The 24,872-nt window shown below is 36.4% G+C and carries 34 protein-coding genes; all 34 read right to left on the reverse strand.

From position 1 onward, the window contains the following. Positions 1–35: 35 nt before the first annotated feature. On the reverse strand, positions 36–179 hold the full coding sequence (locus Q0E71_RS00955; RefSeq protein ID WP_294794952.1) for an Arc family DNA-binding protein: 144 nt from the start codon (positions 177–179) through the stop codon (positions 36–38). A 14-nt stretch (positions 180–193) separates the two neighbouring features. Next, on the reverse strand, positions 194–460 hold the full coding sequence (locus Q0E71_RS00960; RefSeq protein WP_294794955.1) for a hypothetical protein: 267 nt from the start codon (positions 458–460) through the stop codon (positions 194–196). 341 nt (positions 461–801) lie between these two features. Beyond that, a complete protein-coding gene (locus Q0E71_RS00965; RefSeq protein WP_294794958.1) occupies positions 802–1,116 on the reverse strand; it encodes a phage holin, LLH family in 315 nt (104 codons plus the stop codon). Further along, entirely contained in the window at positions 1,109–1,348 is a 240-nt protein-coding gene (locus tag Q0E71_RS00970; protein WP_294794961.1) for a hypothetical protein, read from the reverse strand. The genes Q0E71_RS00965 and Q0E71_RS00970 overlap by 8 nt, the downstream gene beginning before the upstream one ends. Next, on the reverse strand, positions 1,345–2,079 hold the full coding sequence (locus Q0E71_RS00975; protein WP_294794963.1) for an N-acetylmuramoyl-L-alanine amidase: 735 nt from the start codon (positions 2,077–2,079) through the stop codon (positions 1,345–1,347). Before Q0E71_RS00975 ends, Q0E71_RS00970 begins: the two co-directional genes overlap by 4 nt. A gap of 8 nt (positions 2,080–2,087) precedes the next feature. Beyond that, positions 2,088–2,342 carry a hemolysin XhlA family protein gene (locus tag Q0E71_RS00980; RefSeq protein WP_294794966.1) on the reverse strand — a complete coding sequence of 85 codons (255 nt, stop codon included), beginning with the start codon at positions 2,340–2,342 and terminating at the stop codon, positions 2,088–2,090. Between the two features lie 9 nt (positions 2,343–2,351). After that, entirely contained in the window at positions 2,352–2,489 is a 138-nt protein-coding gene (locus Q0E71_RS00985; protein ID WP_294794969.1) for a CD1375 family protein, read from the reverse strand. Continuing rightward, positions 2,470–2,721 (reverse strand): hypothetical protein, encoded by a 252-nt coding sequence (locus Q0E71_RS00990; RefSeq protein ID WP_294794971.1) that lies wholly within the window; start codon positions 2,719–2,721, stop codon positions 2,470–2,472. Before Q0E71_RS00990 ends, Q0E71_RS00985 begins: the two co-directional genes overlap by 20 nt. A 14-nt stretch (positions 2,722–2,735) precedes the next feature. After that, positions 2,736–4,298: a fibronectin type III domain-containing protein gene (locus Q0E71_RS00995; RefSeq protein ID WP_294794974.1), complete on the reverse strand. Its 1,563-nt coding sequence runs from the start codon at positions 4,296–4,298 to the stop codon at positions 2,736–2,738. Beyond that, positions 4,289–5,452, reverse strand: a complete 1,164-nt coding sequence (locus Q0E71_RS01000; protein ID WP_294794976.1) for a radical SAM/SPASM domain-containing protein — start codon at positions 5,450–5,452, stop codon at positions 4,289–4,291. The genes Q0E71_RS00995 and Q0E71_RS01000 overlap by 10 nt, the downstream gene beginning before the upstream one ends. Next, positions 5,452–6,129, reverse strand: a complete 678-nt coding sequence (locus Q0E71_RS01005; RefSeq protein WP_294794980.1) for a phage tail protein — start codon at positions 6,127–6,129, stop codon at positions 5,452–5,454. Before Q0E71_RS01005 ends, Q0E71_RS01000 begins: the two co-directional genes overlap by 1 nt. A 367-nt stretch (positions 6,130–6,496) precedes the next feature. Further along, positions 6,497–7,480, reverse strand: coding sequence for a hypothetical protein (locus Q0E71_RS01010; protein WP_294794983.1), 984 nt, complete (start codon positions 7,478–7,480; stop codon positions 6,497–6,499). Continuing rightward, positions 7,473–8,123, reverse strand: coding sequence for a putative phage tail protein (locus tag Q0E71_RS01015; RefSeq protein ID WP_294794985.1), 651 nt, complete (start codon positions 8,121–8,123; stop codon positions 7,473–7,475). The genes Q0E71_RS01010 and Q0E71_RS01015 overlap by 8 nt, the downstream gene beginning before the upstream one ends. Positions 8,124–8,182: 59 nt before the next feature. Then, positions 8,183–9,274 carry a baseplate J/gp47 family protein gene (locus tag Q0E71_RS01020; RefSeq protein ID WP_294794987.1) on the reverse strand — a complete coding sequence of 364 codons (1,092 nt, stop codon included), beginning with the start codon at positions 9,272–9,274 and terminating at the stop codon, positions 8,183–8,185. After that, a complete protein-coding gene (locus tag Q0E71_RS01025) occupies positions 9,267–9,692 on the reverse strand; it encodes a DUF2634 domain-containing protein (protein WP_294794990.1) in 426 nt (141 codons plus the stop codon). The genes Q0E71_RS01020 and Q0E71_RS01025 overlap by 8 nt, the downstream gene beginning before the upstream one ends. Next, positions 9,692–10,090 (reverse strand): hypothetical protein, encoded by a 399-nt coding sequence (locus Q0E71_RS01030; protein ID WP_294794992.1) that lies wholly within the window; start codon positions 10,088–10,090, stop codon positions 9,692–9,694. The genes Q0E71_RS01025 and Q0E71_RS01030 overlap by 1 nt, the downstream gene beginning before the upstream one ends. Beyond that, positions 10,090–11,061 carry a hypothetical protein gene (locus Q0E71_RS01035; RefSeq protein ID WP_294794996.1) on the reverse strand — a complete coding sequence of 324 codons (972 nt, stop codon included), beginning with the start codon at positions 11,059–11,061 and terminating at the stop codon, positions 10,090–10,092. Before Q0E71_RS01035 ends, Q0E71_RS01030 begins: the two co-directional genes overlap by 1 nt. A 49-nt stretch (positions 11,062–11,110) precedes the next feature. After that, entirely contained in the window at positions 11,111–11,746 is a 636-nt protein-coding gene (locus Q0E71_RS01040; protein ID WP_294794998.1) for a hypothetical protein, read from the reverse strand. Beyond that, the gene (locus Q0E71_RS01045) at positions 11,746–13,731 is read right to left on the reverse strand and encodes a tape measure protein (protein ID WP_294795001.1); all 1,986 of its coding nucleotides are present in this window, start codon (positions 13,729–13,731) and stop codon (positions 11,746–11,748) included. The genes Q0E71_RS01040 and Q0E71_RS01045 overlap by 1 nt, the downstream gene beginning before the upstream one ends. 160 nt (positions 13,732–13,891) lie before the next feature. Beyond that, on the reverse strand, positions 13,892–14,284 hold the full coding sequence (locus tag Q0E71_RS01050) for a phage portal protein (protein ID WP_294795004.1): 393 nt from the start codon (positions 14,282–14,284) through the stop codon (positions 13,892–13,894). Next, on the reverse strand, positions 14,284–14,763 hold the full coding sequence (locus Q0E71_RS01055) for a phage tail tube protein (RefSeq protein WP_294795005.1): 480 nt from the start codon (positions 14,761–14,763) through the stop codon (positions 14,284–14,286). The genes Q0E71_RS01050 and Q0E71_RS01055 overlap by 1 nt, the downstream gene beginning before the upstream one ends. A 12-nt stretch (positions 14,764–14,775) precedes the next feature. Next, positions 14,776–16,083, reverse strand: a complete 1,308-nt coding sequence (locus Q0E71_RS01060; protein ID WP_294795008.1) for a phage tail sheath family protein — start codon at positions 16,081–16,083, stop codon at positions 14,776–14,778. Next, positions 16,084–16,257 (reverse strand): hypothetical protein, encoded by a 174-nt coding sequence (locus tag Q0E71_RS01065; protein ID WP_294795010.1) that lies wholly within the window; start codon positions 16,255–16,257, stop codon positions 16,084–16,086. Beyond that, positions 16,254–16,739, reverse strand: coding sequence for a DUF6838 family protein (locus Q0E71_RS01070; RefSeq protein ID WP_294795013.1), 486 nt, complete (start codon positions 16,737–16,739; stop codon positions 16,254–16,256). Before Q0E71_RS01070 ends, Q0E71_RS01065 begins: the two co-directional genes overlap by 4 nt. Beyond that, positions 16,736–17,143 (reverse strand): HK97 gp10 family phage protein, encoded by a 408-nt coding sequence (locus Q0E71_RS01075; RefSeq protein ID WP_294795015.1) that lies wholly within the window; start codon positions 17,141–17,143, stop codon positions 16,736–16,738. The genes Q0E71_RS01070 and Q0E71_RS01075 overlap by 4 nt, the downstream gene beginning before the upstream one ends. Further along, entirely contained in the window at positions 17,134–17,493 is a 360-nt protein-coding gene (locus tag Q0E71_RS01080) for a hypothetical protein (RefSeq protein ID WP_294795018.1), read from the reverse strand. The genes Q0E71_RS01075 and Q0E71_RS01080 overlap by 10 nt, the downstream gene beginning before the upstream one ends. Next, a complete protein-coding gene (locus tag Q0E71_RS01085; RefSeq protein ID WP_294795021.1) occupies positions 17,487–17,954 on the reverse strand; it encodes a hypothetical protein in 468 nt (155 codons plus the stop codon). The genes Q0E71_RS01080 and Q0E71_RS01085 overlap by 7 nt, the downstream gene beginning before the upstream one ends. 9 nt (positions 17,955–17,963) lie before the next feature. Continuing rightward, positions 17,964–18,209 carry a hypothetical protein gene (locus tag Q0E71_RS01090; protein WP_294795023.1) on the reverse strand — a complete coding sequence of 82 codons (246 nt, stop codon included), beginning with the start codon at positions 18,207–18,209 and terminating at the stop codon, positions 17,964–17,966. A 1-nt stretch (position 18,210) separates the two neighbouring features. After that, positions 18,211–19,128, reverse strand: a complete 918-nt coding sequence (locus Q0E71_RS01095) for a hypothetical protein (RefSeq protein WP_294795024.1) — start codon at positions 19,126–19,128, stop codon at positions 18,211–18,213. A 13-nt stretch (positions 19,129–19,141) separates the two neighbouring features. Beyond that, entirely contained in the window at positions 19,142–19,681 is a 540-nt protein-coding gene (locus tag Q0E71_RS01100; RefSeq protein ID WP_294795028.1) for a phage scaffolding protein, read from the reverse strand. Between the two features lie 228 nt (positions 19,682–19,909). Then, on the reverse strand, positions 19,910–20,101 hold the full coding sequence (locus tag Q0E71_RS01105; RefSeq protein ID WP_294795031.1) for a CPCC family cysteine-rich protein: 192 nt from the start codon (positions 20,099–20,101) through the stop codon (positions 19,910–19,912). Beyond that, positions 20,073–22,088, reverse strand: coding sequence for a minor capsid protein (locus tag Q0E71_RS01110; RefSeq protein ID WP_294795034.1), 2,016 nt, complete (start codon positions 22,086–22,088; stop codon positions 20,073–20,075). The genes Q0E71_RS01105 and Q0E71_RS01110 overlap by 29 nt, the downstream gene beginning before the upstream one ends. Beyond that, positions 22,075–23,436, reverse strand: coding sequence for a phage portal protein (locus Q0E71_RS01115; RefSeq protein WP_294795037.1), 1,362 nt, complete (start codon positions 23,434–23,436; stop codon positions 22,075–22,077). Before Q0E71_RS01115 ends, Q0E71_RS01110 begins: the two co-directional genes overlap by 14 nt. A 13-nt stretch (positions 23,437–23,449) precedes the next feature. Beyond that, positions 23,450–24,703, reverse strand: coding sequence for a PBSX family phage terminase large subunit (locus Q0E71_RS01120; RefSeq protein ID WP_294795040.1), 1,254 nt, complete (start codon positions 24,701–24,703; stop codon positions 23,450–23,452). Positions 24,704–24,872: the final 169 nt, after the last annotated feature.

Below are 24,872 nucleotides of genomic sequence, written 5' to 3' on the forward strand. Positions count from 1 at the left end.
ATATTTATATTTTAATTGTCAATACTTATGTCAATTTATTTTTCTTCTTTTTTAACCGCTTGTTCTAACATATATACAATCTGAGCGTTTAACGTTCTTTGATTTTCTACAGCTAGCTTTTTAAGTTTTTCTTTCAACTCTTCGTTATATCTCAAACAAGTCATTACTCTTTCTTCCATTTTTTCTCTCCTAATTAAAATTCTATTTCGCATCCATTATATTTAAAATTCTTTACTAGCTCCATTGCTTTTTGCATTTCTACTATAAACTTTGCAGTTTCATCAATTTTACTTGCTCCAATACTGCTCCAATTAACTCCTAATTCTACTACTTTAGATGTATAAGATATTTCTTGTATTTGTACATCAAGTCCGCCTATTTCTTGTCTTAATTCTTCTCTTACTCTTTCTAATTCTCTTTTGTAATCGTCGTAATTAACTTTTTTTAATTCTTTTGTCATTTTTTATTCCTCCTAAATTTTTATGTATTTCTTATTTGATATCTTTATTATATCACATTGATATCAAAATGTCAAGTACTTTTTTAATATTTTTTTAATTTTTTAAAAAATCCGTTCAAACCCACTGATTACTACATTATTTTTTTAAAATATTTTTTTCTCAACTCCACTCAATTCTACTCAACTCTTTTAAAAACCGCATAAAATCAATAATTTCTACCGATTAATTAAATTCCACATAATTCTACTCAACTCTACTCAACTTTACTCAACGCAATAAAAAAAAGAGGCGTATTTCTACGCCCCTCACTTTTGCCGCCGACATTAATGTCGCCCGCAAATTATTTAATACTATTTTGCACATTATGCAGCTCATTCACGGCACTTTCAATAAGTATCTTTGCTTCTTTTTCATCAATCTTTGGATATCTCTTCACTAACTCATCATAAACCCACTTATATTTTTCATCGCCTTTACCCTTGCCGACGAATATTTCCTCAGCAGCCGTTACTAAAGTATCCACTATCAATTTAAGTAACATCATATTATTCTTATTCTTAGACTTTTTAATATATGGCACTAGCACCCCAGTTATTATCGAACCTAAAAACGCTATTACCGCAAGTATTATATTTACTAATATCTCTTTATCCATCAATATCCTCTCCCTTCAAATCTTCGTCAATGTCACTATCGCTATCTGCGTGTTTTATCTCTTTGCCTTTAATAAAGGCTAGTCCCCAAAGCTCAGCCGTTGTGAAGCCGAACCATGCAGCTATTAAAGCATCCGATACATAAGAGCCTCTATAATTGATATATAGTACCGCCATGCAGAATAGCGCATTCATCGCGATAATCATTGCTACTATCCATTTACTAAATCTCATTTTATTTTTATTTCCCTAAGCGCATTATCCCAGCCGACTGTATAACCCAGCTTTTCCAATAGCTCGCGCGCTTGTACATAGTTATGTCCGTCGATCAGCTTGCCGTCGACCGTGAATTTTTTATTGTTAAAATCAAATTTCACTCTACTTGCATTATCCATAGCTCCGCCCCCTTTATTTTGTAAATCTTTCATCAGCCTATCCCACGGAAATAGCGGACCAGGGCAGTTTGGCTTCTCCTTTGGTGCTACCTCATAATGACCGATTATATGCTCGCGATCTACAACTATATCATGATGGTATTTGCTCTTAACCTCGTTTATGATGTGCCTGTGCAGCCATAACGTCGCTTGATACTGCTCCTCAGTCAAAGCGCCTCTACCCTCTTTGTAACTATAGCCCTCATGCTCAATCGATACCGTAAATAGATTCGCATTTACCGCCTTGCCTCTAACTATTGAGTTCGTGCTATTCTTATAGTAATACTTTCCTTTGCTGTAGATAGCCGTGCCGTTACACCAACTGCCATTACGTATATCCACCAATTGATATATATCGCCATTTCTCGCGACTACAAAATGAGCGCTCGCCTTTGATGCTGGATTGCACAGCCAACTGACAGCGCCTTGAACAGCGCCCTCAGTTATGTGGTTTACTATCATGATAGGAGTTTCTCCACCCCTGCCATTAAAATGGTTAGGGCTCATTCTCCTAATTATCTTTCTTTCCATCTAAGCACCTACCTATTCATTGCCTGTTGTATTAAGAAGATTATAAGTCCAATCCACGCTCCTATGACTAAGTTAGTAAAGTGCTTAACACTTTGCGCTATCTCGTCCACTTTTTGCGTTAAATTGCTTATCCTCTCATCAATAGTATATCTGTAGTGCTCAAGTTCATCTAGCCTTGACGAATGATTATCCAACCTCTTATCGTGTGCTTGTATCTTTTCTTCTACGTTCTTTCTGTAAGTTTCGCATTGTCTGTCGTCCATAGCACACCTCTAATCAAAGAAAATGCCTTGCTTCATCTTCTCAACTTCTTTTTCCACTTCTTTTCTAAATTTCTTTGGCACTTCTTCAATTGTTCTAAGCTCATTAAAAACTAAATAAGCATACACCTTAATTCTTGTTTTTGACATCTTCATCGTCTCCTTTCACATCTTTTGGTTCTTCTCCATCTGCATCGTGCGCTTCCTGTAATTCTGCAATCGACATCATAATTACGTCAATGGACGCCTTTATTTCGTCCAACTTGTCCGCATTGTCCATCGTCATTTCTAGCGCCGCATCTGATAGTTCCTTTAGGTTCTCCGCCGATGGAATAAACTCCACCGCGCCCTTTACCTCAGCCTCTTTAAGTATTGTTATCATCTCATCACCTCAACTTATCTATAGCTGTAGCCGATAGCGTTTAAGTAGCTATCGCCCGCGTCTTTGCCTCTCACTACCTCAACCTTTAGACCAAACGCCCATTTAGCAGCCGTCTTTTTGTCGTTCTTAAGAGTGTAGATCTTTTCCATCATCTCCGTTACTTCTTCCCACGCTGGCGCTGCATCGTTTGCGTTGTTACATACGTAAGCCTTAAACGTTGATTTTTCATCAATCTTGCGTGATACCGATACTATCGCTTGCGTTACTTTTGCATTAGTCTCTTTTTTAAATACATAGCCGCAGCCGTTTATGGCCTTGTTAAATGTAACTAATTTTGACGATACACCCTCGTTCGCATCAGTCGCTTCTATCTTTATGGAGATCTCGCCCGCAGGTATCTTTGCGAAGTCAAGCTTGCTAAATGTATATGTCTGCTCCTTGCCTAGTTCTACTTCTTTTTTAAAGTCCAAAACCTTAGTGCCAAATAATATTCTTACGTCGCACTTATCGCCCTCAGCATCAGTTACTTTGTATTTAAAGCTAAACGGTTTATCTTGCTCGCCGAATATAGCTTTTTCAATGACTATTTCAGGCGCACTGTTAATCCTTGCAAATGTATATCTTCTGTAGCTTGTCGCCTTACTATCAGTCGCCGAGATCTCAATCTCATTACGTGCGTTTAGTGCAAGCGCGTTGAACCTAGTCGCATCAATCTCTATATCATAGTTAGTATTTAATTTAATATTGTTAATAGTTTTAACAATACTGCCGTTAAGCTTACATACAACATTTACAGTATCGCCGTCTTTATCTCCTACGCTTAAACTAATCTTAAATGGTGCTTTCTTGCCACCTAAATCGCTGTCACGTCCCGATATTTCAGGCGCGCTATTATTAGTGACGGTAACTACATTTGACGTTCTATAGCTACTTACTTTGCCATAACTGTCATACGCTCTAACTCTGTATTGTACGGTGTTTGAGCCCACGATGATGGTATCTGATAAGCTTCTTGATGAACCTTTATATATTTGACTAAAACCTGCACTATCCGTCTTTTTTTCTAAGATGTAGCCCGATAAGTTACCGTCTGGATCCGTAGCCGCACCCCATGTTATAACGATAGTCTCGCCACCCTTTACGCTAGTTGGCACGCTAATTGATGATGGCATATTTGGTGCACTGTTCTTTTGAGCTGCGTCTTGGCAGGCTTTTTCACATGATGATTGACAGCCTGATTCGCAACCAGTTTGACAGTTTGATTCACAATAACTTTGACAATAGTTCTCGCAACGATCTTCGCAGTCGTAGCATTGATGTGATTTTTGGCACGTTGTTTGACAGCCTTTTTCGCACGCATCTTCACAACCGAAACATTGTCCGCCTTGGCAATATTTTTCACAGTTGCCACATTCTGATTTGCTTTGACACTTAACTTGACAGCCTATTTGGCAACCTTGACAAGTCATACATCCGCAGTCTTGGACGTTACCAGCGCAGCCACCAACCGCTTGAGGCTTTATTTCCTCCCCAATCTCCAGCCCTAAATCCTTTATATCATCTTCTTTTAAAGCCATTTTAATTCACCTTCCTTTTCCATTTTCATAATCCTATACATCTTCTCAATACACGCACGTTCATACCAGCACATCACATAGTCCTGAATGTGTAAGTCTTTATTTTTAAAGTAGTTATTTATTGAGCAGCCCCCATCGCATATTCTGCGCTTGATACAGTCGTCGCAATATTCTTTCTTAGAGCAATAAACATTCATAGTATCAAAACTACCCGCAAGTTCTAAACGCTTAGCATCGTCAACTCCGCTATAAATATTGCCTATTAAAAACTTATCGCCTACCTCATGATTCTCGACCATTTCCTGACAAGTATATATATTGCCAGTAATCCCAATAGCTGCAAACCTATTCGCACCAAGACCACAGCGTCCACAAGCAGGCAAGCCTTTACCATCTTCACGATAATCGTCATCCTTAAGCTTCGCAATCCTTTTAATATCAGCCCTTGCCCTGTCAAAGTGACTAAAGTTCATAGGCTTACGCCCTGCTTTTAGCTCCTCAATATAATAGTCGCATATCTTATCAAGCTCAATATCCAGCTCTTCAAGCTCTTTATCGCTCCAATCACTAAAGCTGTTTGGTATAAAAAAGCTGTTAGTGTAGCCCTTACTAACAGCAAACATGTAGTTATTAAATAGCTCCGTATGCGTTGGCGGGTCAATAGTCGCCCTAAAAGTCATATTAGGATGATACTTTAAAACTAAGTCAATAATAGGCTCTAAACTCTCGAAGCTACCTTTTCCACTATGATAAGGGCGATTCTCATTTTGCGTCTTTTTATCGCCGTCAATACTAAATAGCATGCCGATATTATTTTTATCGAAGAACTCCATAATTTCCTCATTTAAGAGCGTGCCGTTAGTAGTAAGGCTTAGCTCAAATTTATCGCCGTAGACGTCCCTAATCCATTCTGTGAGCGGCTTTATTATGTCTTTGTACCTAAGCATCGGCTCGCCTCCAAAGAAGTTGATAGACGGCGTTGTACCGCTTTCTAGCGCGTTACGCGCCAAGAACTTCGCCGCATCTTCAGCAACTTTGTAAGTAATCTCCTTAGGCTGTTGACAAACAAAACAATATTTGCATTTTAAATTACATTTTTGCGTTACATTTAAAAAGGCCGACGAGATTAACGGCAGTTTCATTTCTTCCGCCATTAGCCCACCAGCCTTCTTTTATCTTCATCATAGTAGCCCCAAAACTCTTCAGATTCCGCAAGCTTCTCGAACGTTATCATACCAGTATTTTCGTCCAGTCCGCCCATTCCTCCTTGCGTTCCTAGCATCATTATCTTTAAATCCAGCGCCTTTATATCGTCAGCGTTCTTTTTGACAGTTTCATCAGTCCTGCCAGTGCCCGCTAAATTAAGTAAGTCCTGTTTAGTTGCCCATACCAAGCTATCAGATATAACGAACGTCACATTCTTAGCGTCCGTAACCTTAACCAGTATGTCATTCGTAATACTTAATAACTTATCCGTCTTCGCACTAAATAAATCCGCCGCATCCCCACAGGCTATTACCCCATATAAAATCTCGCCACGGTTTGGATCTTGCGCATAAATCCCAATCTCCTTGATATAAAAACGCTCCTCAACGTCCTTATTTACTAGGTTACAGCGTACCACAACAGTACCGTCCTTATTGTCGATAACGTCCGTTATAGGGAAGTACGCCCTTGGGTCAATCAGCGTCGTCATCTCCTTTACCTGCTCCCTACTTATAGGGTCGCCCGCGCCAATCCCTATCTTAGTAAAAGTGAGCGTCTCGCCCGCCATTAAACTAGTCGATAGATGGTCTCCTAGATTCGTTGTGTGCATCGTGTTGAAAAACATCATCACCACATCCTTTCTATATTTTTTGCATTAAAAAAGCACAGTTATTGTATGCTTCAAGTAGTTGTTATACTGTATATCTTAGTAAAATTTACATTACAGACCCTTCTTTATTATCTTGACATAAAGAAAGGCAGTTGCCACATTCTTGACGACAACTTTGTCCTGATTTTTCACAAGCTGTGTTACAACTAGATTGATGCGATTTCTCGCAAGCAGTCTGACAAGTCGTACATGGTTTAGGGCCTGGTGGCGGCTTAACCGTTTGCTTTTCCCATATAATTGTATTAGCATACATAACCTTGCTTATTTCCTCGCCCATATACATTATTTTCTTAATATTTCCATTAACAACCATAAGCTACCCCTATAGTGTGAAATACAAAGTATCGCTCTTAGCCTTTTCAGCATCACTTAATTTACTATATGCATCGCTACTAAGCACAATGCAGTTTTTAAAATTAAGTATGTCTTTTCTCTCTACTTTTGACATCAATCGTGTATCTACATAAGACCTCATAGTACTTATCATATTATCCGTATGGCTTCTTTGATCGCTCCACTCCTTTTTTTCTTCATCAGTAACAGTCCTATGAGTTTCATCGTCAGTCATTTCACTTAGCTTGGTTTTTACTTCAGTTTTGTCCGCTTTTTTATTTACTTCAGCCTTTACTTCATCAATTTCACTTATTGTGGCATTACCAATGTCATCTACAAGACTTTTTAATGAAGCATACTCGCTACTGTCAAGCTTACCCTTCAGCTTTTCATCCACATCACTAGTCTTAGCATAGCCCGATAAGTCAACACTGCCACTACCAGCCTCAACAACCACATCACCAGTCATGCCGTTTACACTAGTCACCTTGTTTTTTTGCGCACCGTCCTCGATATTGTCAAGCTTATTTTTTAAAACATCCGTAAAGTCATTAGTACTTAAGCCTTTACCGTCAATCTTACTTACTTTTTTGTCAATGTCTTTGTTGAGCGCCGTTAACATATTAACTAAAGCCATTGAGCTCGGCACAGTGTTACTATCCCTAAAGATGTATTTATCAGTTATCTGCGTTTTATCAATCTTTGACTTAAGATTTTTTATTATAGTGCTTACGCCCGATTGATTTTTTTCAAGCTCAGTCGCAATTTCCTTAAGCGTATCCAGCTCCTCAGGCGCTCCATCAATGACTTCGCCTATCCTATCATCAATCATCTTCTTTACGCCGCTTCGTAAGTCGCCATCGTCCATCGTTATGCAATCCGCATCAGTTATCACGTCAACGTCAGTCTTGATCTCTACGCCCTTTGCGTCCCTGTCTACGTGCTGCACCCTAATTTTCTTTAAATTACTCAATAAATTCACCCCTTATCATACCTATATCACTAGCTAAGTAGCCGTCCTCGCCCTTAGACATTAAATTGCCATGCGCTTGTATTGGCCATGATTCTATTACCGTACTTATCAAATATCCCGCTACATACGCGTCCAGCTTGCTGTTTATTTCCGTTGGCTCATATTGCTTATACGTCATGTGCATATGCCTACGCCTTAGCCCCGCTACATATAAATCGCTACTTACTTCAATAGTCGTAAACATCTCAATATTTGCAGGTATTATCTTTCTTAGCTCATTTAATAAAGCATTATAACCTACCTTCGTTTTACCGAGACGTAATTTAATCTTTAAAGCATACTTATCATAGATAAGCTCCATCTCATAAGTCCCTTTACCTAAGAATAAGTCCAAGAACTGTCTAAGCGTCCTATCCGTCCATATAACAGTAGAATTCCACTCAATATACACCTTAAGCCTTCTATCTTCTAAGCTTACACTTGGTATAATACCGAGCATCTCTTCCCAGCGTCTTATACCTTCCTCATCAGCTTCTAAGATTAAAGTATTTCTCAAAGTCCTGTAGAATTCATTCCACATCAAATTGAACTCAGGATTTTCAGCCTTTACCCTTGCATAAAACTCTCTCGCCTTTCCAATCACATCATAATCCGTGTAATCTAAAAGCTCAACTCTTCTTCTTTTAATCTTAATCGCCCCCCCTATGCCTTACATACACCATCAGGCACTTTATCTAAAAAGCTTACCTCACCAATCACGGGCACTTCCTCTTCCTCAAAGGTAAGCCTTATATTCTCATCATTAAAAGACACATACTCGCAGTCAACAAAGTACTTGTCATATTCAAGAAATCTGCTAATCAAATTAGAACTTCTTAAAACAAGAGGACGCTTGCCCCAGCCGTCTCTTACTTCCTTGATATACTCACTAACTACCTTCTTAACTATCTCTAAAGTATTGTCCTTGCCATAACCCGATTGAAACACCATCTTAACCTTAACATCGACCTTTTTATGCGTAGCACCTACCACAGTTACAGTATGACCTATAGGAGCTATACCCACACCCTTTCCATGATTCTTAACTGGATCAAGGGCCGTTTGCACATCATCAATCAGTTTAGACGATGGAGTGAGACCGTCAGAGCCTGTAATTACTACCTTAACAGTTCCGCCCCCTTGCCATATAGGAAAAACCTTTACAGCACCGACGCCATCAAGTGCCATCGTCCAGCGTTCGTAGTCCTCAATATTTCCTCCGAAGTTTTTCTTTCTTACCTCTTTAAAATATCTTTCTCTAAACTCTTCTACTGTCTCATCATCTTTAGCAGGCTTTAAAAGTTCCTTTATCATAGCCACTTCATAATATCCAAACAAAGGACTTAGCTTTCCACTTTGCAGGTTATATTCACTTCCAGCCTTTTCAGCAATTAAATCAGCCTCATAGAAAGAGCCTCTCGCCACACACTCACTACCGACAATATACCTTAGCTTATTTATGAAAAATATATCGCCTATTTGAACCTTATTCGAAAACTCCCCACGAATAATCGCCTTAGTAGCTTTATATACTTCAATGCCTCTTTCTTTACCTAATCTCTTAAGATAATCAAAATTAGCAGTATCAGCAAAGGCATTTGCATATAACTCATCAAGTTCGAAATACAAAGCCTCAAGCTCCATACATGCAGGCATCAAAGCATCATATATAACAGAGCCTTCTCTTTTATCCATCTCATCCGATATCCTAGACATACATCTTTTCAGTATGTCCTCAGCATAATACTTAGGCAAGCCTAATCACCTCACTTACTTCAAATTCACCATATATACTATCAACAATAAAACTCAAGCATAAGTTATCCTTCTTGCTCATCTCATCATTGTATAGAAAGTTATGCACATCATTTATCCTATCATCATCAATAAGTGCATCCCTTATCCTATCCGTTAATATCATATACGCCCATCTCTTTTCCTTACCGAAGAGATCTTTCTTCTTTAATCCGTAATTACCATATATAACATACTCACCCTTTTCAGTGTTAAGCTCCTTATATATAGCCTGCTTTAAAGCTTCAATCTCATCGCAATAGCCGCGTATTCTCTCCCTTTCAATATCCATCTTATAAGTCTTACTAGGCTTTACCCTCTCAATCTCAAGCCTATCTTCCAAAAGTTCATTTACTTCTTTATCAATCGTAGGTATCACTATATCCCCTCCTCATGAGTCATATCATAGATAATCCCACTAGTAACCTCAACATCGCCATGTGGACACTTGCCAATCAGCTTACACTTATTAATTCTTCCCTTAAAGCTATATTCAGTGCCATTTTGTCCAACTTCCGCCGCCTCATAGCAATAGAAATATCTTTGACCACCTAAATCCTCTTCCAAAACGAAATCCTTACCGATATCTTTTGCTGTAAACACTCTATACTTAGGAGTAACAACGAATGCACCCGACACCTCAAGATCTCCATCATATAACTTAAAAGTAGGCGGGCTTATCTTTATAAGCTTGGCAAAGACCTTTCTTGCCATATTTTTCTCATCAATCACTCCGCCTGCTATCTTTTCTATAACCGTCTTTAAATTACTACTCATTACTTGCCCCCTAATGGCATTATATCCTTGTTATAAACCTTTACCGTCATTAAATGTATGCCGTCCTTTACCTTATGCGTTACACTTGATACAAACATCATACTATTAACAGCGATATCACCAATCGCGCCAAGCACAACAGGAACTAAAGAACCGCCTCTTACGTCCCAATTGCCGATAACGTCCTTAATCTCAAGAGTACGCTCTTTTCTATTTAATAGTTCCAATAACCTACTAGCCTTCGCGTCCATATCCTCACTCTTTGACGATTCAGCCATATACTGCCTAAGCCCCCACTCTTTAATATGATTCATATCTTCCTTTATGTGATACTTCATCTCTTTCTTTTCATCATCACTATGACTAAGCTTAATTCTGTTGTAGCTATTTTCAATACTCGTCTTATAGCTAAAATTACACGAATTATCAAAAGTTATAGCCTTTTCTACCATCATAGACGAGGGCTTTTTTAAGCATATCCTGCCATTCTCATCAAAAAGAGTAAATATAACGCCATTATGAGCCAAAGTCATATCATAAGCATCCTTAAATATCGTAAAATACTCTTTATTTCTGTGTATCGCGCCCTTTATCTTGTAGCCCGTATCTTCAATATCGCCAGTAATCATACCTTGACGAGAACATACCTCTTTTATGATCTCGCTATAAGTCATATCCTCAAACTTAAGCGTATCTTTATTCTTAAAATACCACATGCTATCGTAGCAAGTATTCTTTATTATCTGATTCTTATCCCTTGACTTAGAAACTATATAGCCAGTAAATATCATCTTGCCATCTTCATCATATACCTTTACATTGCCACCTTCTTGATAATCAATCGTTTCATCTTTAACAAGTTCAAACTCAAGCGTAGACGGCTCAAAGCCCATCGACCTCTTAATAGTAAAACTATCTTTAACTATAGGCTCATAAGTCACACCCCTTGATGTAATAATTATCCTATACACATCACCGCCCCCTTTTATATGTACAAAAAAGAGGCGTAAAGCCCCTTTTCTAATTTAACTCTAATGTCTTGCCCGTATAATCAGCAATTACACTTGTAATTCTATTCTTGTCCTTGATTCTCTTATAGTTTTTGATATTGCCCCCGCCTCTACGAATCGCAACATTTATAGGCTCATTCTCGCGAACCTTTACAGATGATAAAGCCTCTCTATCAGCAGTATTTACTTCAGATAAAGTCGTCTTCTCTCCGTCACTCTTCGCAGTAAGCACCTTTGTTTTAAGTGGTATATATACCTTTAAAGTGATTGAAGCCATAAGACCAGGCGCATTCTCAACCGATTCTTCATAAGAAAAGTCCTCAACCGTTGCTTTCTTAATGATGGAGTTCTTAAGCCCTCTATCGTGTCTTATAATGATAAAAGGAATTATCTTCTTTTCCTTCATCATCTTTTCAATCCCATCAACAACTGTAAAAGGCTCAATATATTCACCTACTATAGGAGCGTAATCCCTAGGTAAGAAGAAATCAAATTTAAAAGTCGTTAAGCTCGGCTTGTTTAAAACATTAAGCTCATCGCCATTTAGTAAGTCAATAGCCTTGTTCTTGCCCTTATAATTCACTTCTATATCTTCAGGAGTGATAGGTAGTTTAAAGCTATCAATATAAAAATCATGCGCCCTCATTATGCCATCACACCTACCCTTTCAACCGCTTCATATAGTCCATCTTCTATTGATTTAATTATGGAGTCAGTATCAGCCGTTTCATGCACATCACCAAATGAATTATCAACATGAACATCAATCTTATCCCAAGATAAATTCTGTATAGCTCTTTGAAACATAACGTCGCGTATAGCCTTTAAATCGTCAGAATTAACTTCTAAACCATCATCAAGCTTCTTGTCAATACTTCCAGCATGACCTGCTGCCTTGCCCATACCTTTATCAATAGATCCTAATTCTTTATCATATGGAGGTATTTTTAAATCCTTAAGCGGGTCAGCCTTTTCAGCCTCTTTTTGTCTAGCTATTTCAGCTTCTTTAAGCTTAATCTCGTTAGATATACCTTGAGAAGCACTATCAATACTCTTGCCACTATTAACAAGCATATCGCCCATGCCATCTCTAATACCTTTTGCAAAGTCATCAAAATCATTAGCAAACTTAACTTCACCTACTTCACTAATATTGACACCAGGAATTAAATTAAGCCCTTTAATAACCAAGTTAATGCCCTTAATTACCCCATTAAGCATAAACTGAACCGCATGCAGTACTAATTGAATAATCCCTAGTATAGCACTAGCTACAACGCTAATAAAGCCACCTATAGCCATACCCAAAGCGCCGAAGATATTAAGCACTACAAGCTTAAATTTAAGCCAAGCAAGCGTTAAGCCACCAAGAGACTGTATCCACTTAAAAAGCAACATAATAAGCGTAAGCACGGCCGTTATTATTAAGATTATAGGATTAGCATTACATGTAATATTAAATACCGTCATAGCCGTATTTACAGCCCATACAGCCAATTGATAAGCCATAAGTGCACCAACAGCAATCTCTATCACTCCGCTAAATTCATTAAAGAATCCTAATATAGGCCCGAATATATCAATGAGTACTCCAAAAACTTCAGAAACGATATTCACAAAGCTCGAAACAAGATTGATTAAAAACTCAATAGTATTCTGCATATTCTCAGAATTTAAAAGCTCATTCCACTTAATAAAAGCACCACTTAGTGAAGCCTGTACACTATTTTTAATCTTAGTCATAATATCGTGGAAGTTCATAGGCATATTTCTAAAAGCCTCATCAGTCTTTTCAGCACTATCAAGCATCGCATTAACTATAACATCGCTTGATAACCTACCTTCTTCAGCGAGCTTTCTTATCTGACTTATATCGCTATCCATATACTTTGCAACCTTATCCAATATTATAGGAGCATTACTCATAACCGCATTTAAGTCTTGACCACGAAGCACACCACTTGCCAAGGCTTGAGTTAAGTTATACATAACAGAGCGTATACCTTCAGCATCAGTTCCTGCAATTTTGAAGTTCTTATTTAGCTGCTCAGCAAAGGTAATAAGGTCATCAGACGATTCAAAAGCATTTCTTGCCTGCATACCAAGCTTACCAATGACATCAGCCGTCATCATAAACTCGCCCCTTGATTCGCTCGCGCTCTTTCTTATCCTTGCCATAAGGTCAGCACCGCTAAGCTCTGCCTCAGTCTTTTTAAAGCTATCAGCAACCATATTAAGTCTTGTACTTACATTTTGAAACTCATCTGCACCCTGTATAAAATTCTTTATACCTTGAAAAGACAAGTAGCCAAGAGCAAGCTTCTTAGCAGCACCAACAGCCTTTTGCATAATTGATTCACTACTAGCTACAGATCGTGACATGTTTTCAATAGAACTGCCTGCACTCTCGCTATTAACCTTAGCTTCAATCAGTGCTTCATCAAGACTATGAACTCCTTCAACTGCACTTCTAAACGCCTCATTTGCTTGTTCTAAAGCTCCCTTATCAATCATGCCTTCAGAAGCCTTCTCGCAGTTCTCCAATGATTTAATCATCGCGTCGACAGATGAAATAATATTTTTTAAAACAGGCGACATAGAATCAAATAATTTAATCTCAGTATTAATCATTTCTTACTAGCCTCCTTCATCTCTTTTCCATACTCTGCCATCATCGCCCAATACAAAGCCTTCTCTTCAATACTCATATTAATGACATCAGAGGGCTTCATATTGCCTTTAGTCATAATAAACAGATGATAGCAAAGCATGGCATCATCATCTGTCCTAATTAGTTTTTTGCTTCATTTATCTTGTCATTGATATTTTCATCAAGAGAGTTAAACTCATTTACTTCAGTTGAAATCTTAGTAAATTCAGCTCCCGTGAACATCTCATTGATTAAGTCCTCTTCATTCATAACGCCGTAGCTATCTTGAAGTTCGGCACTCTTTAAATCAGGCTCAATTATAGATATTTTGATTAACTCCATATTATAAGCCTTAGTATCAAAAAACGGCTTCTTATTTCTAATAGAAACCGCCGCATCTTGACATCTTGCTAACTCCTTAGGACTTAGTAGTTTTATAGTTATAGGCTCAGAGAATCTATCAGATACAAAGACCTCTTTACTTCTCTTACCTTCCTTGACATTCTCTTTTAAAAAGCTAGATAACTTACTCATTAATCTTCCATTCCTTTCAATACCTTAAATAACTCAGGAGCATCAATGTCTTCACAAGTACCATCAATTTTTTCTTTTAAAACCTGATTATCAACATTTAAAAGAGCCATAGTTATATTGTTAAGCTTACAGTCCCTTAATATAACAGTATGACGACCAGCAGAGCTATTAGGATCATCATTAGTTATTTGAAGGTCAAAGTAAGTCTCCTTACCAGTTTTGATATAATCTAAAGTCAAGGCTCTAAATATATCTGTATTGTAGTACATCTCAGCTTCCCAGCCAAGCTTAATACCACTAGATAAATTACCCCCAATAGTTGTTCCAAGTCTTTGAAGTTCAATATTATTCTTTTCAGTCTTAGTCTCAAAATTCGTAAGTTGGAAAAGTAAGTATCTCTTACCCTTAATAGTTGCATAAGCCGCGCCATGACGACCATCAATCGCTTCATAAGCAGGCATTATTCTTTGTTCAGCCATATCTTAACCCCCTTATTTAACCCTAACAATCATATAAAGCTTTCTCATAACCATGATAGGCTTAACAAGGTAATCAACCTCAACGCTATCCTTATCATGACCAGCCTTAACCACTACATCACTAGGTTCAAAGTCTTCAATAGCTCCAAGCTTTTCAAGCGTCTTTGCGTGATTAGTGATATCAGCCCACAAGCTTATTCTACCATCTTCGTTATTTTGCACTTTGCCAATATACATGCTATTGAATATCTTCGCAATATCCATCGCTATTTGGTCAAGCACTCTAATCACTTGATTTTGTGCAAAGTCCTTATTCTTATCCTTAGTATGCTCTATAAATGAGTTTATATCCTCAAGTACTCTTACATCGTCATTGTCCTTATGGAAGACAAACTCGCCTTTGATTATAGCTTTTTCAAGGTCTCTTTGTGCTAATTTATCAGCTAAAGTATATTCACCTAAGTATAAGCTATTATCAAGACCCTTATTTACATCACAGCCAGCAGATGCACCTAAAACATAATATACAAAGCCAGCTTCTTCTTCCTTAGCCTTGCTTGTTACATTGATAACACCTTCATAGTTAGCAGCCTTATTAAATAAAACTACTTGGCACTTCTTACCAACTTCGTCTCTCATTCTCTTAGCAAAGCTTACAAATAGGCTCTTAATGCTATCATCATCACCAGCATAGCCGATAGTGTTGAAGTAGTAGCTTTCTATAGTCTTTAAATACTCACTATAATCATCAGCCTTAACTTCCTTGTCAGTACCACCAGCTAAAGCCTTTACTTCACCGCCTAATTCAGTGTAATTAGCTTCGCCCGATACATCTACATAGTCATTAGACATGATCTCATCAGTCTTCTTATACTTTTCACTTAAGACCTTTCTACCATGGAAGTATACCTCAAAAACAATATTATCTTTATTGTCAATATCTTCCTTAAAAGCTACTTCTATCTTATTTCCACCAAGACCTGCATATTTTGCAGTCAAAGTCAAGCCATTTACGGTAACTTTAGCCTTTTCACCCTTGCCATTAAGTCTATATAGATATAAAGTCTTTGCATTTAATAATACCTCTCTTACCGGTCTTAAAAGTTCATCATCAAAGCTTAAGCCCAATAGCTTCAAGCTATCCTTTTGTAACTCTTCCTTTGATAATGTAATTAACTCATCACCCCAGCTTAAAGGCATAGCAAAAGTCGCATATCCTCTATCGCCAAATATATTAGATGGTCTTCTTACAGATACAAAATTTATATAAGTACCAGGCAAAACCTTATTTTGTACTAAAAAATTTCCTCCGCCTAACATCTACTTAACCCCTTTCTTAATAAAATCGTTATAAAGCTTCTCAACCTCTTTTAGAGTATAAAGCCCATCATCATCAAGCACTACATCTAAGACATCGATATTGTAATCAAGCATAACAGCCCTTTTTATATCTGCCTTAGTATGTCTTACCTCTACATCTTTTTCTTTCTTCACTCTTTAACACTTCCTTCACTATGAAGTTTTTGCATATAATATTTATCAGATATCTTAATATAATTTACCTTAAAATTACAGCTTACATTTATCGTCATGCCTACGTCATCATAGTTAGTCTCACTACTTACATCCGATGCATATAAAGCGCCAGTTTCAGTCTCAATACTTTCTAATGCACTCATAAGCCTTAGCTTCACATCTTGTATATGAGCTAATCCATTGTCTCTTATTACTCTATCGCCCGAGCTTTTTTCCATAACTTCCTTCTTGTCAGGAATATATGTTGCACTTAAAGTGAAATTAGCCTCAAATCTGTTAGCAATAAGCCTTTTAAAGCTGCTATCTATGACCCTTATAAATATACAAGGAGTCTCTAAGCCATTCATGACATTCTTCTCATAGAATTTTATATCGCCAAACTCATTTTTTAAGCTCTTGATAGCATTTTTAACTATCTTATCATCAATATCATAGCTCACTTCATAAGACCCCCTATATATCTATCGACAGTCTTTTTAATGTACTTATCAAGCTCTTTTTTTGCCCTTTCTTCAGCAATTTTAAGCATAAATACACCATCTACCCAGCCAACAGTTATGCCATTTCCATTAACTATTCTATGACCCTTTTCAACGAACCTTGCATAAGTAGTATTGTTATATATTTCACAGACATAAGAGCCATCCGCATCTTGTCTAAAACTAGAAAACCAGCTTCTTCTCAATAAGCCTGTATCAGTTGGTGAAAGTAATTTAGCCTTTTTAACAACCCTAGCAGCAATATCATAAAGAACCTTGCTCATAAGCTCGTCTATAGTTTTATCACTTGCTTTAAGCTTATTTTCTAAATCCTTAAGGCCCTTTAAATCGATGTTTATAGCCATCTTTCCACCTCTTTTACGCTATACTCAAAATGCGAAGAATATGCCTTTACTTTACTCACTGTAAGATAATAATCAACATCATTTTGTGTAACCCTAATAAATGAGCCTGTATCAAGAAATACCTCACTAGGAGTAAATAAAGTGCTTTCCACATCACTTCTAGCGTTCTTATCGTCTAGCTCGTACTTATTGCTATTAAAGCTTAATCTGCATTTAAAACTATACGCTTCAGTATAGACCTCTCTAGTATAGCCTTCATCATCAACTCTTTCTTCCTTGGCATATAAAGAGCCTGATGCCATCATCAAGCTCTCAGATTCGCCTTTAATGCGTTTAAAGATATCTACCATACCATTCTCCTATACCTTGTAAGATAAGCCCTATATCCGTCCATTAAAGAGCCTATAAGAGCCTTAGCATTTAATATCTTATCACTAGATGTATTATCCTTATAAGTAATCGATACGTCACCTTCAGTTATAGATGCAATTGCCCCTTGAATTGCCTTTTCACTATCTTCGCCAGCTTCACCATTAACATAGTTTTTAATGACATATAAATCAAGATAGCTAGCCATAATCATGTTTACATAAGTAAACTTAAGACCTATAGGCATCTTCTCAATGTTACAATAGTTTAGAATAAATTCTCTCACACTTAAAGCGTGCAAAGTAAGCATCTCTATATCTACGCCCTCATATCCGTAGCCATTAAGCTTTTTATGGGCCATTAAGACAGCATCTTTGATATACTTCGTCTCATCATCAATCAAATACTCTTTAATAGTCTCTAATATAAGCTCCTCATTCATACCTAACACCTACTTTTTATTATTTGCTCTTCCTCTTCCTGTCGTTTTCTTTTCTTCGACAACTTCTTTGACTTCTTTATCAGCCTTTTCTTCTTCTTTTGCCGTCTCTGTTGCTTCTTCTTCAACTATTTCCATTTCTTCAACTGTTGCTTCTTCTTTAGCTTCTTTTACTTCAACATAGCCTTCTTCTTTAAGCTTAGCTATCTTTACCTCATCATCAGTGATTCTTACTAAATTTCCTCTTTCTAACTTCATACTAAGCACCTACGCATACAAATATAATCTTCTTATTTGATTCTTTAATCCATAGATCGTGATATTTTCTATAGTCAATCTTCCAAGCATCAGCCTTTTGGTTAGTATCAGGCTCAAATACTCTTAGCTTATCAGTCTTAGATATAGCTATAGGCACTCTTGCAGGAGTGATTATCCAGTTGATATCCTTTGCATCTGCTGCAGCTTTTAAACCACCAGCCTCTTGACCAGATGTCGTACCATCTAATATCTCATACTTAGTCTTAAGCCTTGAAGATGGAGCAATTCTAATTACAGATTCGTCAAGTGATTTAACCTTAAAGCTCATACCGCCTTGCTTAAAGTCAGCAACGTTGATAGATTTACCAATCTTTGGAGAATCTTCAATTAAAGCTCTTGTCTTAGTTGACATTGTTAGTATAAGTGGAACATCATCACCAACTATATCTTGTACTGCTCTTATATGCTCTCTAATCTTAGTTAATGCATTGTCAGCAGTTAAAGCAACTGCCTCAGATTGATTAGCTTTTATAGCGATATCAGCAATAGTTGAATATCTATATGAATCAATCTCTGGTATAACTTTTTCAGTTTGGAATACTTTTATAAGGTTTGCACTAGTTGCTACAAAACCAGATTCATCAACGTCCATTCTATCGATTTGGAAAGTTCTACCTCTGTCTTGTGTCATCTTATAAGTGTTGTATTTAAGTGTGATTCCACCTTGAACAAAGCCATTGTCTCTGTCATAATCTGCAAGTCCTGAAGTAGTCATAGTAGGTATTTTTACTTCGTCCCCACCATTATAAATTACTTCCCCTGCATTAGCTTCCATCCAGCCTGACGTAGCTCCAATTATTACAGCTTGGTCAAGCTTCTTTTGCATAAGTTTTGAATACTCAATTGTGTTAATTGTCATTTAATAGACCCCCTTAATTATTAAAAATTTCATTAATTTGGCTAGCCATCTTTGATTTAGCATCGCCCGTACTTGTTTCAGGCTTGTGTGATTGCATTGCACCACTTTTGCCATCGTCTTCATTAGTTGACTCAGTCTTTTCAAAAAGATACTCGCTACTCTTCTTTAGCTCCTCGATAGCTTCATCAAGACCATCAATCTTATCATCATTAAACTTAAGCTTGTCAAGATCTATAAGCTTCTTTGCAATATCAGATGATTTAAAACCAGCACCCTTTAAAGCCTTTTCAAGCCTTACATCGTTTTTATACTTAGTAAAGCCACTTTCAGCCTCTTTAAGCTTATCCTTCTCTTCTTTAAGTGAATTATTAGCACTTCTTAGCTCTTCTTCTAAAGCCTTCTTAGCTTTTTCAAGTTCAGAAAAGCTCTTTTCCTTTTCCTTAAGCTCCTCATTTTCAGACTTTAATTGATTGATGTTTTTACCATATTCAGCCATTACCTTTTCAATTGCCTCATCAGATAGTCCTAGTCCTTTTAAAAATTCTCTTGTCATTTTCTACACTCCTCTCACATTTCTTACAGGTTTTGTCCCGATTTTTTATATTTAAAAAGCAGCCATCGACAAAATACCAATAACTGCTTGATAAAACTTATTAAATTTACACGATTCTCTCACGATTATTTTCGATTATAGCTAGCAATATAGCCATTCTTTGCTTATATTTTCACGATTAACTCACGATTAAGCAATAAAAAAGACACATTGCTGTGCCTTTAATTGCTATCTTACTGGTTGACCATTTCTATAGGCCTTTTTAGCCTCTTCTAATGTCATTTCGTTTGGTCCGCCATCTATGTTTATAAAACCTGTATTTTCCCAGTTGCAAACTTCACAAACATCGTACGTTTCAACTATATTACCACATACAGGGCATTTCATTTTGTCATCTCTTCCTTCTAATTGTTCTTTCATAATAATCCTTACCCCCTTTAGGTTTAAAATAAGTTTTAACCTTTCCATTATTACTTATAGCCATAAATTCATTTGTTTTTATATTGTATTTCACAGATTCGCCGTCTAAAAATGTTAATCCTAATACTTCATCTTTATTCTCATTCTTGTAAAAATCATTCACTAACTTTAAATAATCATTAGATGTTTTACAATTTTCAAACTCTACTTTGTGTTTGTTAAAATGAGACTCTAAAAGTTTGTTGTTTTTAAAATTAATTTCATTTATATTATACCCTATTTCTCCATTTTTATCAACATCTATAAAATCAGCTTTCAAATGAACTCTGCCCATCTTATCCATGGCAATATTTTTAATTTTGTAACTTGCGTTGTTGTGTAAAATGACCTCTTTTTGCTCTTTTCTAAGTTCAATATCTCCCATGAACTTTTCTAGATCAAATCCACCAACCTTATTAGCATTTTCAAATTCAATAACTAATGGATGATTTGCACCAGTGGTATCTAAGAAGTCTGCAGCTATGTCATAATCTTTAGTAGTACTCATAAAGCCTTTATCTGTAATCACTTTATCTTTAATGCTGTCTATCATCTCTTTAGCTCTTGGATTATTTCCCCCATATCCTAAATTCTCTTGAATATATTCCCAATCCATATCGCTAACATTATCAAATATAGCATCTGCATCTACGCAGCGATATAGCTTATTATAGCCGTGTTCTCTATCAGTAGCTTTTTCTAGCTGCCTTACCATTTCTTTGTCAAAGTCAGTCATATCTCCCATTCTTTCAATAGGATTGTTTCTATCTCTTAGATAATCATTGATATACATTCCCTCACCAGAAGCATAATAATCAACAGCTTCAAGCTCTTCTTGACTAGGCTTATCAATCTTAACTTTGCTTATCTTTTCTTCATTAGCTTCTTTGTCACTAAGCTTAGGTTTAATATCTTGAGTAAAGTCTTTTTTATCATGCTTAGCAATATCAGCGCTATCATCCACTTTATCAACATATTTCTTCTTCCACTCATCATAGCTCATATACTCAGTCTTAACGCTCTTGCCATTTTCATCTCTCATCATTCTTTCTTCAGGCATATCTTCTTCATCGCCAAAGTATACAACAGTTGTACACCTACAGTTAGGGTGGAATGGTGGCATATTTACACCAACTTTAGCATCTTTTATCTTGTAATGCTTATTATCTTGGTCTCCACATATTTCACATGTTTTTCTATCAAGAGTAGCAAGTATCATATATTCTTCAGCCGTAGTATTTTGATAAGCATCCATTACAGCCTTATTGCTAAAAAAGCTATCTTCAGTATTAAGTAGCCTTAAGCATTTCTTGTAGCTTACGTCCATCTTTCTTGACATTCTTCTTGCTGTTTCTTTAAGGTTTGCCCCTCTTGTAGCAGATACAGTAAACTCTTTATATAACTCATCTACCAAAGTTTTCTGGTCTTTCCATATCCTATCAGAGAAAGTCTTGCCGTCAGATGTCCACGGCTTCTTAGCCATCCAGTCAAAGTATTCTTTTGTAACCCTCTTAGTAAATGAGAAGTCGTCCATAGTTCTATATAATAAATACGAGGCACTATAATAATTATGCTCATAAGTTTTGAATAAATTCTCAAAGATAAGGCTTTCATTATCTTTTGCCATGCTCTCAACGTTTTTTACCATCTCACGCCTTATAGCTTCAGCATAGCTAAGATTTTCATAGTTCGCCATAGTCTCCTCTTCAAGCATTAATTCTTTTGCCCTTGCTAGTAACTCTTCTTTTGGTATCTTTTTATTCAAAGCCTTAGTATCAAGCTTTAAGTCATCTGATATCCTAGTTATATACTTTGCTATATCGTCTTCTATAAGTTGAAAAGCTCTCTTATACCCTCTTTTTATTCTTATCTGAGTAATCTTCGACCTTCTTATATCACCCTTAAGAAGCCTCTCAAGCCTTTCACTAAAGTAATTACTCTTCTTCATCTACATAGTCGCCCATCTCTATACTATCTTCATCATCTATAGCCTTTATCTCCTCATCAACATCATCAACGAATGGATGATGCGATAATAATGTTTTCTTAGATAACAAGCCCTCACTTTGTATAATCATATTGATAGTCGCTTCATCATTAACCATTAAATTACGTTTAAATTCAGTAGTGCTTATTAGTTTATCGTTCTTGATATTCTTAATTAACTTCAAGAATCTTTCAAGATGTTCAAGGCTTGCTGTAAACTCAAGAGCCGTTTGATTTGCATCAAGCTCCATATCTGAGTACATAGACTTAATATTTAATTCATTAGGTGCGTTGCTTGTCTTATCACTCTTCATATCAAAAGCCATAGCATTTTCAATAAGCTTTTCTTTAAGTAAATCTAATATAAGCCTATAATTTTCGCTATTAACATTTACTTCAAGAGTGTTAACATCGCCATCAGCACCATCAACACCAGTAGAAACCTTAACAGCTCCATACTGTGCTAACTTTTGCCTAAACTCCCCTAAGTCTTGACCATCATAATTCTTTAGTATCATTATAGTATTTCTAGGGTCTTCAAGCATGTTGTCATAGTAGTTAGAAAGTATAGCGTTAATAGCGTCTTGTAAGCTCTTCACTCTTTTAAGTAGTGGCATCTCGCTTGAATTACTCTTAAAATAAATAAAAGGAATCTCTCCAAAGCTGTACCTTAGCCCATCTTTTTCAAGATATCCTTCTTCTTTTATCTCTGTATAGTCTTTATCTCTTAGATATATCCTAACATCGTCCTTAGTGTATAAAGCCACTTTGTCAATCATCTTTATATTGCCATCTTTATACTCTTCAGTTTGGTATACTCTAATTATTGCATCAAGGCTTTCATGATTTCTATCTTGCCATATAGGTATGATCTCCGTTGAATCCATCTTAGTCATGGATAATTCTCCATTGTCATTTGCTATATATAACCATGATATACCACATAGATAACTCTCAAGAGCTATCTTATTAAGTGTTCTTAAAAATCTATTATCATATAAATCTTGAACCATTTCTTGATATCTTTCATCTTCGCACTTTATAGATGGCAATTGACTAAATAAATAATTCACTTTCTGGTCAACAGCCTTTTTATATTGATTATCAATAATTCTTGCATTAGGAAGATTTTCAATTGACTGCATCTTACCTTCTTTGCCGATAGTCCATCTCTTTTTAAGAAGTATATCTTGTTCGTAATTATAGTACCTTATAGACTCAATCATTTCTTCCTTTTTAAGCTGAAATTCAGCAATCTTTGCATCTATATACTTAACTAGCTCTTCTTTCTTAAGCTTCGTTATATCCATATCTCCACCCCCATTAATTAAAACTAAACTTACTTTGCCTCATATCTAAGGTTAACGCATAGCGGCATCCATCGATTAAGTGGTTATCCTTATCCACCAAGCGATTAAGCACATTGCCGTCCTTATCCGTATCGTAGTCAATATTTTCAAACTCCATAGCAGCGTTAGGACATCTTTTAGGATCTATGATGATGGCATCTAAATCATCAAGCCATTTTTCACCATATTCAACACTTCCTTGTCCTTTTTTAGCTCCATCGCACTTTAGACCATAACCCCTCATCTCTTCAATCGACTTAGGCTCAGCACTATCGCAGATAATTCTCGTATCAGTCCAACCTCTTCTCTTTATCTCTTCAGCCGCTTCTCTATTGCTCATCTTAACCCTATATATCTCATCAAATATATATATCCTTCTTCTTGTCTTGTCGTAGTGAAGCCTTACACACGCTAATGGGTCAGTAGCATAACCCCAGTCAAGGCCCATTCTTATGTTATCAAAGTTTCTAATATCGGCATCTGTCAATTCTTTAAACTCTAAATTATCAAATGGCACAACACCTGAACCGATAGGTTCTCCTAAATACTCATGCCTATATTTTAATGGCTTTACTTTTTTAATATGCTCCGCCTCAAGAATAAAATCATTTGAAATATATGGATTATCAAGATAAGTTGATTTATGAAGATATACATGTTTAGGTTGTAATATACTCTCAAACCTCTTATTAACCCATGATTGACGTCTCTTTGGTGGGTTATATGAATATATAATTTTATAATTCAATCCACCCTCAAGTTTAGCTCTTAAAATTGATAATACAATTGTAGAAACTTCTTCTTCTGTTTTAAACTCTGCCAATTCTTCAATCCATAAAACAGTTATAGGAAACTTACTCATCTTAATTGATTTAATCTTTGCAGGATCATCCGCACCTCTAAAGATAATACTATTCCCCCTAGGTTTATATATTATCTTTAATGGACTGACCTTAAAATCAAAATATCTATCCATACCTAACATTGAAACAGCTTCTTTTAATTGTTCATAACAACTTCCTGATAATGTATTCTCTACTTTTCTTACGCATAAAATTGTTATAGGATTTTTAACTAATTCAAGAATTAATTCAATTGCTGCTGTCGTTGATTTACCACTTGAACGCCCACCTTTTAATACATAATATGTATATAGGCTTTTTTTAAAAACCTCATGAAATTCCCAAAATTTAGGCGTTATTATTTCCGATAATTTAATCTCTTCCATAATAACGCCTATTCCTTATCTTTATTAATATCTATATCATCAACAATAATAACACGCTCTTCTCCATCTAATTCAACAATATTTTTATCTCGCCAATCAGATGGTTTTCTGTTCTTTAACCAAAATATCTGAGCAGTAGTATTAGGCGCAATGTATTTCTTCGTTATTT

Origin of the sequence: uncultured Fenollaria sp. (assembly GCF_934202865.1) — a bacterium.
Lineage (GTDB): Bacteria > Bacillota > Clostridia > Tissierellales > Peptoniphilaceae > Fenollaria.

Coding starts and splice junctions, on each gene's coding strand:
- Q0E71_RS00955 (WP_294794952.1), bottom strand. CDS start 179: ATGGAAGAAAGAGTAATGACTTGTTTGAGATATAACGAAGAGTTGAAA.
- Q0E71_RS00960 (WP_294794955.1), bottom strand. CDS start 460: ATGACAAAAGAATTAAAAAAAGTTAATTACGACGATTACAAAAGAGAA.
- Q0E71_RS00965 (WP_294794958.1), bottom strand. CDS start 1,116: ATGGATAAAGAGATATTAGTAAATATAATACTTGCGGTAATAGCGTTT.
- Q0E71_RS00970 (WP_294794961.1), bottom strand. CDS start 1,348: ATGAGATTTAGTAAATGGATAGTAGCAATGATTATCGCGATGAATGCG.
- Q0E71_RS00975 (WP_294794963.1), bottom strand. CDS start 2,079: ATGGAAAGAAAGATAATTAGGAGAATGAGCCCTAACCATTTTAATGGC.
- Q0E71_RS00980 (WP_294794966.1), bottom strand. CDS start 2,342: ATGGACGACAGACAATGCGAAACTTACAGAAAGAACGTAGAAGAAAAG.
- Q0E71_RS00985 (WP_294794969.1), bottom strand. CDS start 2,489: ATGTCAAAAACAAGAATTAAGGTGTATGCTTATTTAGTTTTTAATGAG.
- Q0E71_RS00990 (WP_294794971.1), bottom strand. CDS start 2,721: ATGATAACAATACTTAAAGAGGCTGAGGTAAAGGGCGCGGTGGAGTTT.
- Q0E71_RS00995 (WP_294794974.1), bottom strand. CDS start 4,298: ATGGCTTTAAAAGAAGATGATATAAAGGATTTAGGGCTGGAGATTGGG.
- Q0E71_RS01000 (WP_294794976.1), bottom strand. CDS start 5,452: ATGGCGGAAGAAATGAAACTGCCGTTAATCTCGTCGGCCTTTTTAAAT.
- Q0E71_RS01005 (WP_294794980.1), bottom strand. CDS start 6,129: ATGTTTTTCAACACGATGCACACAACGAATCTAGGAGACCATCTATCG.
- Q0E71_RS01030 (WP_294794992.1), bottom strand. CDS start 10,090: ATGAGTAGTAATTTAAAGACGGTTATAGAAAAGATAGCAGGCGGAGTG.
- Q0E71_RS01040 (WP_294794998.1), bottom strand. CDS start 11,746: ATGAGGGCGCATGATTTTTATATTGATAGCTTTAAACTACCTATCACT.
- Q0E71_RS01045 (WP_294795001.1), bottom strand. CDS start 13,731: ATGATTAATACTGAGATTAAATTATTTGATTCTATGTCGCCTGTTTTA.
- Q0E71_RS01050 (WP_294795004.1), bottom strand. CDS start 14,284: ATGAGTAAGTTATCTAGCTTTTTAAAAGAGAATGTCAAGGAAGGTAAG.
- Q0E71_RS01055 (WP_294795005.1), bottom strand. CDS start 14,763: ATGGCTGAACAAAGAATAATGCCTGCTTATGAAGCGATTGATGGTCGT.
- Q0E71_RS01060 (WP_294795008.1), bottom strand. CDS start 16,083: ATGTTAGGCGGAGGAAATTTTTTAGTACAAAATAAGGTTTTGCCTGGT.
- Q0E71_RS01075 (WP_294795015.1), bottom strand. CDS start 17,143: ATGGCTATAAACATCGATTTAAAGGGCCTTAAGGATTTAGAAAATAAG.
- Q0E71_RS01080 (WP_294795018.1), bottom strand. CDS start 17,493: ATGGTAGATATCTTTAAACGCATTAAAGGCGAATCTGAGAGCTTGATG.
- Q0E71_RS01085 (WP_294795021.1), bottom strand. CDS start 17,954: ATGAATGAGGAGCTTATATTAGAGACTATTAAAGAGTATTTGATTGAT.
- Q0E71_RS01090 (WP_294795023.1), bottom strand. CDS start 18,209: ATGAAGTTAGAAAGAGGAAATTTAGTAAGAATCACTGATGATGAGGTA.
- Q0E71_RS01095 (WP_294795024.1), bottom strand. CDS start 19,128: ATGACAATTAACACAATTGAGTATTCAAAACTTATGCAAAAGAAGCTT.
- Q0E71_RS01100 (WP_294795028.1), bottom strand. CDS start 19,681: ATGACAAGAGAATTTTTAAAAGGACTAGGACTATCTGATGAGGCAATT.
- Q0E71_RS01105 (WP_294795031.1), bottom strand. CDS start 20,101: ATGAAAGAACAATTAGAAGGAAGAGATGACAAAATGAAATGCCCTGTA.
- Q0E71_RS01110 (WP_294795034.1), bottom strand. CDS start 22,088: ATGAAGAAGAGTAATTACTTTAGTGAAAGGCTTGAGAGGCTTCTTAAG.
- Q0E71_RS01115 (WP_294795037.1), bottom strand. CDS start 23,436: ATGGATATAACGAAGCTTAAGAAAGAAGAGCTAGTTAAGTATATAGAT.
- Q0E71_RS01120 (WP_294795040.1), bottom strand. CDS start 24,703: ATGGAAGAGATTAAATTATCGGAAATAATAACGCCTAAATTTTGGGAA.